The sequence below is a fragment of the Moorena bouillonii PNG genome, assembly GCF_001942495.1.
GTDB classification, from domain to species: Bacteria; Cyanobacteriota; Cyanobacteriia; order Cyanobacteriales; family Coleofasciculaceae; genus Moorena; species Moorena bouillonii.
This window is the reverse complement of record NZ_MKZS01000001.1, coordinates 6,010,474-6,016,473: the sequence shown is the minus strand read 5'-3', so window position 1 is coordinate 6,016,473 and position 6,000 is coordinate 6,010,474. Positions and strand designations below refer to the sequence as shown.

The window sequence follows — 6,000 nt, the reverse complement described above, 5'->3', positions numbered from 1 at the left end:
AAGTGTAGAACCTGATCTGTTTGCTTTTCACACAGATGTGTCAGGCAGTCAGGGTGCGACCCGTGGCGAATTTAATTCTTAATGGTAAGAGCGCACCTAACAGGGAATCAATGTCAAAGAAGACTGTACCTCATAACTGCGATAAACGCTATATAACGCTTATTTTTGTAGTTTTCAATATTATTAAATCTCAGCTAAAACAATGGTAAATAATGGAGCATGTCACTTATGCATAACATTTGTACTAAGGTAATAGGTAATGGGTAATAGGTAATAGGTAATGGGTAATAGGTAATAGGTAATAGGGGGAGCATGTGACTTATGAATATTTGTACATTATCTATAGCCCCCTGATGGGTTTAAGCTTGCTCTAATGGGACATAGTACAAATGTTCTGCAACGCAAGACCTGCTCCCGGTAAATAATGCTTTTTGCTCCGTGATATTTGAAAGTATTGCCATAAATTAAGTCCTAGATATCCTCCATGTTGAGCTCAGCCTGGAGTAGTTTTAATTTCGAAATTAATCGATAATCAATCCTAAGTTATGCCGTGATCTTATCAGCTCAACAAAAGTACCCTCAAAGGTACTGTGAAGGTGGATTTATATCTGAGATTATAGAAATGTGTTGATTAAAAGTAATTGCAGCAAGAGGTAAAACCGATGGCTTACAAATACTATAATCCCTGTGTCTTCCAAGTTCCGATCAAATTAGAGGTACCCATTGTTCTCGATCTAGCTGTAGCTGCTAAGCCTAAGTGTTTTACTAAATATGAGGACCAAATGGAGCTCGAACAGGCGGAATGTAACGGAACTGGTACTGAGTCACCCGAACCGGTTATAGCGCTACGCGCAATGGCATTGGCAAGAGGCAAAATGCAAAAGTTGACTACAACAGCTTTTGCAGCTTTTATCAATGTCCTAACTTTAATGCGTAGTGCTATACAACTTAATCCCCTTAGGAATCTTTGAAAGGAATTTTTGACAGCTGGCTTTGAAGTAGTTTATAGGAATTAATTCCTGAAACCCCCCTAGGATCTAAGAGGTTGTCTGAGAAGTCTCATTTGCTACATTCAAGCCCCCTAAATCCCCCAATTTTGGGGGACTTTTAGAAGCAAATTGACTCTTGTTCCCCCCAAAGTTGGGGGGCTAGGGGGGCAAAATTCAGTATCAAAAAACTTGGTAGATATCCTCTAAGGATCTAAGGTCTCTACAGCTGAATGCTTACCTTTCTGAAATTCACTGATGCTGAGGTGAATTATCTAATCACTGATTACCACTCTTTCTTTTTAATAAACAGGCAACTATGATCAAACGCTTTCTTACCAAAGACATGCTCGACTTTGACGCTCCAGATCAAGTCAAAGAAGTTATCCAACCTCAAGGGCGTCCACCGGAAACAGACCCTACTCTGGGTATCCGTCCGGAATTAAGTATTGAAGTCAACCAAAAGCCAGGCACTCCCCGACATCGACTGGTCACCATTGGTGATTCCCTAAGCCATGGCGTCCAGAGTGGAGCAATTTTTAACACTGACCTATCCTATCCCATGATGATTGCTCAAGAAATGGGTTGGGAAAAACACCTGCGTCGTCCCAGCCAATATGGTAAATTTGGTGGATTACCCCTGAATATGGAGTATGTAGTTAGGCACTTAGAGCGACAGTTTGGTGACCAGATAAACTGGTGGGAATTAGGGTCGGCATTGTTTTCAATCCGCGAATTTATGGACGACATAGAAGATTATTGGGAACGGGGTCCTGGTTGGCAAGGGGGCGTTGGTTCTACTGTTGCTATGGAAAAAGGAATTAACCACAACCTCGCTATTTATGGGTGGAATCTCAAAGACATTATCTCTAAGGACGCAGATACCCTCAGAAAAGAAATCCAGGCACCAACGGATCATCTATTGCGGCAAATCGTTGAGAAGGCCAACGAACATGCTGGATTGAGGGTTTTGGACTCCGCACGGGATTCACAGGGTAAAGCACTTACCCCAGTCCAAGCTGCCGTGGCACTAGGGCAAGAAGGAAGTCTAGAAAACGGTGAGGGAGATGGTATTGAAACCCTGATGATCATGATTGGGGCGAATAATGCCATGGGCACCATTGCTCAATTGCAGGTCAGATGGAGTTGCGATCGCGATTTAAATTCACCACAGCCCAATCAGCGACCTACAATCTGGTCTCCGGAAGATTTCAAAGCGGAATTGGATCAAGTAGTTGAGCAAGTTAAGCAAATCCAAGCTCGCCATGTCATTTTGGCTACAGTTCCCCATGTCACCATTACGCCCATTGGTCGTGGAGTAGGAGATAAGATCGCTACTGGCTCGCGATACTTCGCCTACTACACCCGTCCTTGGATTAGCGACAAAAATTTCGACCCCAACCGTGACCCGCACATTACCGGACAACAAGCCCGAGCAATTGATAGCGTCATTGATCAGTACAATGAATATATTGCTGATGCTGTAGGTCAGGCTCGAAAAGAAGGTCGAGATTGGTATTTATTTGAATTAGCAGGGTTACTGGATAGCTTAGCTTATCGACGTTATATTGAAGACTCCGACGCCAGACCAGATTGGTGGACTCCCTATCAGCTGGCACCGGAACTCGAAGCGCTTTCACCAGTACTGGATACTCGCTTTTTTAGATCCGATGCCACCGGTCGCACCAGCGGTGGTTTGTTCTCCCTAGATGGCATTCATCCCACTACCATTGGCTATGGTATTGTTGCTCAAGAATTGATCACTATGATGCAGCAAAAAGCTGGTGTCAAGTTTTATCGCAAAGACGGTTGCACAGAGCGTCATGATCCAGTCAAGATCAATTTCCAGCGCCTGATTGCTCTAGATACCCTGATTTACGACCCACCGAAATCTTTATCGAGTAGTCTGAAATGGCTGGATTGGCTCGATCAGAACTTGCAGATTTTCTAGGGCTTAGCTTCCGGCAAAATTCATCCCACATCTCAATGCTACGCCATGAGTTTGGGATGAATTTTGCACAGGGTATCCATGGAATTGCTATATATTCTAGCAATTATCATAGTTATGAGGTACACAATTTCGGTATTTTAGGGAACAGGTAACAGCGGATCACCGGAACAGAGAAGAGAGAAGAGAGAATAGGGAATAGGGAATAGGGATGCGCTACCTCAATACTGTACCTCATAACTGCGATAAACGCTATATGTACTGATAAACAAAGCAGAACGCGCCCCGCGTGGCCTACGGCCTTAAATGCTGGGCAAGTCAGCACAACAGTCTTAAAAAAAAACACCAATAAAACAGAGCGGCAGGGTTTGAATTACCGCAAGAAAAGTTGAGCCATTGAGCGCGATAGGTTATGAGTAATAGTTTTAATTCACATCAAATAAGGCTCCACTTTTCAAGGTTTTTTCTCCACTCAGGTTTACACTAGCCTTTTTTCAAGGCAAGGATGATACCTGCGATCGCACTACCGGATTTCATCCCATTACCCTAACATCGCTTTCTCATCCCCACCGAACCATTTTAATTTATAAATTAATATACGGGTTTCTTAGGCTACTCCGTAAACCCTGAGCATCGAAGTCACTGGGAACTTTGCTTGTTTGTATCATCTTCCGGAGCTTTCCTCTCAGCTGACTAAGACTTAAGTCATTGCGCCATACCTCTATAAATAGCCTGAGCAATTTCCTTACCCATGTCTGTGGGATTGTGGGTTTTAGTTAAGTTTAAATTCACGGGTACAGTGGGAATATTGGTACTATTTTGCCAATTTCGAGGTAGTCCCTTCACCTTAAGCAAACGGGATAATTCTGCTTCCACCGCTGCTTGTAAGCGTACCCGTTCTAGTCTATTCAGGTCAATTCCTTCTATGCTTAGCTCTGGGATTTTAATGGTAATGTTCATCTAGGGAGTAGGGAGTAGGGAAAGGCAAGAGGCAAGAGGCAAGAGGCAAAAGGCAAGAGTTAATCAACTCTAGAGGTATTTTGGGTTATGTAAAAAACGGTAATCAATAAATACTAGATATAACTCTGCCCAATTATATAAATTTAATTATTTACTGACCCTAATTTCAGCACTTTAGCTATCCTTACTTATACTAACTCTGTCAACTAAATCTGTCAAATAACTCTGTCAAAACGATATAAGTGTAGACTTAATTATCCCAAATAATTACCGTTTTTTACCTTGCCGAAAATTCCGATTCCCGATTCCCGATTCCCGATTCCCGATTCCCGATTCCCGATTCCCGATTCCCGATTCCCGATTCCCGATTCCCGATTCCCGATTCCCTGTTACCTCAAATTTATACTAATCATGATTCGATTATTTTAATAATTAACAAATATTATTTTTTTTCAAATAAATTGCACATTATTTATTTATATGTTTAAATAGTTAATGAACACTAAGCTACTCAATTTAAGGCGATGTACAAAAATTTCATTGTTTCACCTTTACCGAATCAATCTAGTGAAATAATTCTTCCAGGTTCCCATGGGTTTTATCCCTACCAAGAACCAATTAAACATACCTTGACTGGTTCTAAGCGGGCGATTTACATTACGATCAGGAATTTGCAGACTCTGGGCTATGCAACAGTTAGCGAGTGGAGTCCACTCCAACGGACTTACAATCCTGGGGAATACATTTGTATTTTGGAGCGCAATTTGATTCTGGATTAAGCTCATAACCTAGCTGGGGGGTCTTCCCCCTAGTTCTACAGTTAAAAATAGTTTAAGAATAGTTTATTGCTTGTGTACTATTCCTTGCTATGGGGGGTCAGAGCCACAGAGGGGTTTAGCCTAAATTCCTCATAAACTAGAATTAATGAGTAGATGCTACATCGCCTTAAATTGCTTTACGTTTGTAGTCATCTCCTTGAATTGGTTTACGTTTGTAGTCGTGGAAGTATTTTCCACGGCTATTTTTTTTGGTCTTGACTAGTAAGCTATCAGCTATCAGCTATCAGTTATCAGTGATCAGTGATCAGGATTCAGCTTATGTGCTACGCACACGCGTGCGCGTTCAGCTTTTGAATCAAACAGGTAACCATTTTTTTATATGAGTTACGTCTGCATGATAGCTGACGGCTGACCACTGACGGCTGACCGCTGACCGCTGACCGCTGACTGGTCTTGACTGTGGAAGCTGCTGTGGATAGTGTGGATAGTATTCTGGTCAAGCATGGGTTAATGGCAGGAAAATAATTCACGGTATCTCAGTGCTGCAATGTTCTGGTTGCGATCGCGTTTGCAAGAATTAGCCCAAGAATTAGCTGGAGATGAGTCGGTAGACCCAGAAGCGATCAGGCAAGGGGAAGCTGCCATGGCAGAAGCGGAAGCCAATCATCCCCGACCTGCGCTGAAATATCTTAGTGAATGCTTTAACTTATCCTTGTTTGAAGAAAAGATTTTACTCCTGTGTGTGGCCATGGAGTTAGATCCTCTTGCCCACCCTACAAGACTTCCTACACTCTCTCGAACATTAAAGGGGTAGGGTGGGCAAATTCTGATTATTTGACCAGATCAGCAGTGATCATGTCCATTTGCCCACCAAATAATATCAAGCGATCACCTAAGCAACAGCAAAATCTGTGTATTGTCGCATTTTTGGCTCATGAAATGCTAAGACAATATCCTCTTTGGGAACTCCAACACGGACAAGGTCGGTAGCAATTCCTTCTTCTGTCCAGTCTTCCTCAATCCAAAATTTCCCTTCTCGAAGACGCACATAAACGGTCATTCCCGTAATTATTTCTCCATTTTGCCATCCTAAATTCATCCAAATATAGTGACCATTTGCTTCATCCGCAATCAGAAAATTATCAATCGCCTCCTGAGAACGTTTTTGACATAATTCGATATAGTCATTTAATAGTTGTTTAATAATTTTGGGGTATTGGGCTAATTTATCCATTGTCTTACCTCTTCTAATTCAGTATCTACAAGAATTAAGGTAAGTTTAGAGGATATCTGAAAAGTTTTTTGATACTGAATTTTGCCCCCCTAG

Annotated in this window: 7 protein-coding genes; 5 read left to right on the top strand and 2 right to left on the bottom strand. The window is 42.1% G+C overall.

What is annotated here, in order from left to right; genetic code table 11:
* Nucleotides 1-662 precede the first annotated feature (662 nt).
* Both BJP37_RS24415 and BJP37_RS24410 read left to right on the top strand, forming a co-directional pair.
* The gene (locus BJP37_RS24415; protein WP_075902665.1) at nucleotides 663-971 is read left to right on the top strand and encodes a hypothetical protein; all 309 of its coding nucleotides are present in this window, start codon (nucleotides 663-665) and stop codon (nucleotides 969-971) included.
* 334 nt (nucleotides 972-1,305) lie between these two features.
* Nucleotides 1,306-2,937: an SGNH/GDSL hydrolase family protein gene (locus BJP37_RS24410; RefSeq protein ID WP_198954166.1), complete on the top strand. Its 1,632-nt coding sequence runs from the start codon at nucleotides 1,306-1,308 to the stop codon at nucleotides 2,935-2,937.
* 702 nt (nucleotides 2,938-3,639) lie between these two features.
* Here the strand turns inward: BJP37_RS24410 and BJP37_RS24405 are convergent.
* Nucleotides 3,640-3,894 carry a hypothetical protein gene (locus BJP37_RS24405; RefSeq protein ID WP_075902663.1) on the bottom strand — a complete coding sequence of 85 codons (255 nt, stop codon included), beginning with the start codon at nucleotides 3,892-3,894 and terminating at the stop codon, nucleotides 3,640-3,642.
* Nucleotides 3,895-4,176: 282 nt separating this feature from the next.
* On the opposite strand from BJP37_RS24405, the gene BJP37_RS39985 reads away from it, so the two are divergent.
* The 3 genes from BJP37_RS39985 to BJP37_RS24395 all read left to right on the top strand — a co-directional run bounded on the left by BJP37_RS39985 (nucleotide 4,177) and on the right by BJP37_RS24395 (nucleotide 5,487).
* Nucleotides 4,177-4,323 (top strand): hypothetical protein, encoded by a 147-nt coding sequence (locus BJP37_RS39985; RefSeq protein WP_158069752.1) that lies wholly within the window; start codon nucleotides 4,177-4,179, stop codon nucleotides 4,321-4,323.
* 95 nt (nucleotides 4,324-4,418) lie between these two features.
* The gene (locus BJP37_RS24400) at nucleotides 4,419-4,673 is read left to right on the top strand and encodes a hypothetical protein (protein ID WP_070391310.1); all 255 of its coding nucleotides are present in this window, start codon (nucleotides 4,419-4,421) and stop codon (nucleotides 4,671-4,673) included.
* A 547-nt stretch (nucleotides 4,674-5,220) separates the two neighbouring features.
* Nucleotides 5,221-5,487, top strand: coding sequence for a hypothetical protein (locus BJP37_RS24395; protein WP_075902661.1), 267 nt, complete (start codon nucleotides 5,221-5,223; stop codon nucleotides 5,485-5,487).
* Nucleotides 5,488-5,565: 78 nt separating this feature from the next.
* Here BJP37_RS24395 and BJP37_RS24390 read toward each other — a convergent pair whose 3' ends face one another.
* Nucleotides 5,566-5,907 carry a XisI protein gene (locus BJP37_RS24390; RefSeq protein WP_075902659.1) on the bottom strand — a complete coding sequence of 114 codons (342 nt, stop codon included), beginning with the start codon at nucleotides 5,905-5,907 and terminating at the stop codon, nucleotides 5,566-5,568.
* Nucleotides 5,908-6,000 lie beyond the last annotated feature (93 nt).

What these genes read in the sequence shown, in the direction of transcription:
- BJP37_RS24415 (WP_075902665.1), top strand. Translation starts at nt 663, where the DNA reads ATGGCTTACAAATACTATAATCCCTGTGTCTTCCAAGTTCCGATCAAA.
- BJP37_RS24410 (WP_198954166.1), top strand. Translation starts at nt 1,306, where the DNA reads ATGATCAAACGCTTTCTTACCAAAGACATGCTCGACTTTGACGCTCCA.
- BJP37_RS24405 (WP_075902663.1), bottom strand. Translation starts at nt 3,894, where the DNA reads ATGAACATTACCATTAAAATCCCAGAGCTAAGCATAGAAGGAATTGAC.
- BJP37_RS24390 (WP_075902659.1), bottom strand. Translation starts at nt 5,907, where the DNA reads ATGGATAAATTAGCCCAATACCCCAAAATTATTAAACAACTATTAAAT.
- BJP37_RS24400 (WP_070391310.1), top strand. Translation starts at nt 4,419, where the DNA reads ATGTACAAAAATTTCATTGTTTCACCTTTACCGAATCAATCTAGTGAA.
- BJP37_RS24395 (WP_075902661.1), top strand. Translation starts at nt 5,221, where the DNA reads ATGTTCTGGTTGCGATCGCGTTTGCAAGAATTAGCCCAAGAATTAGCT.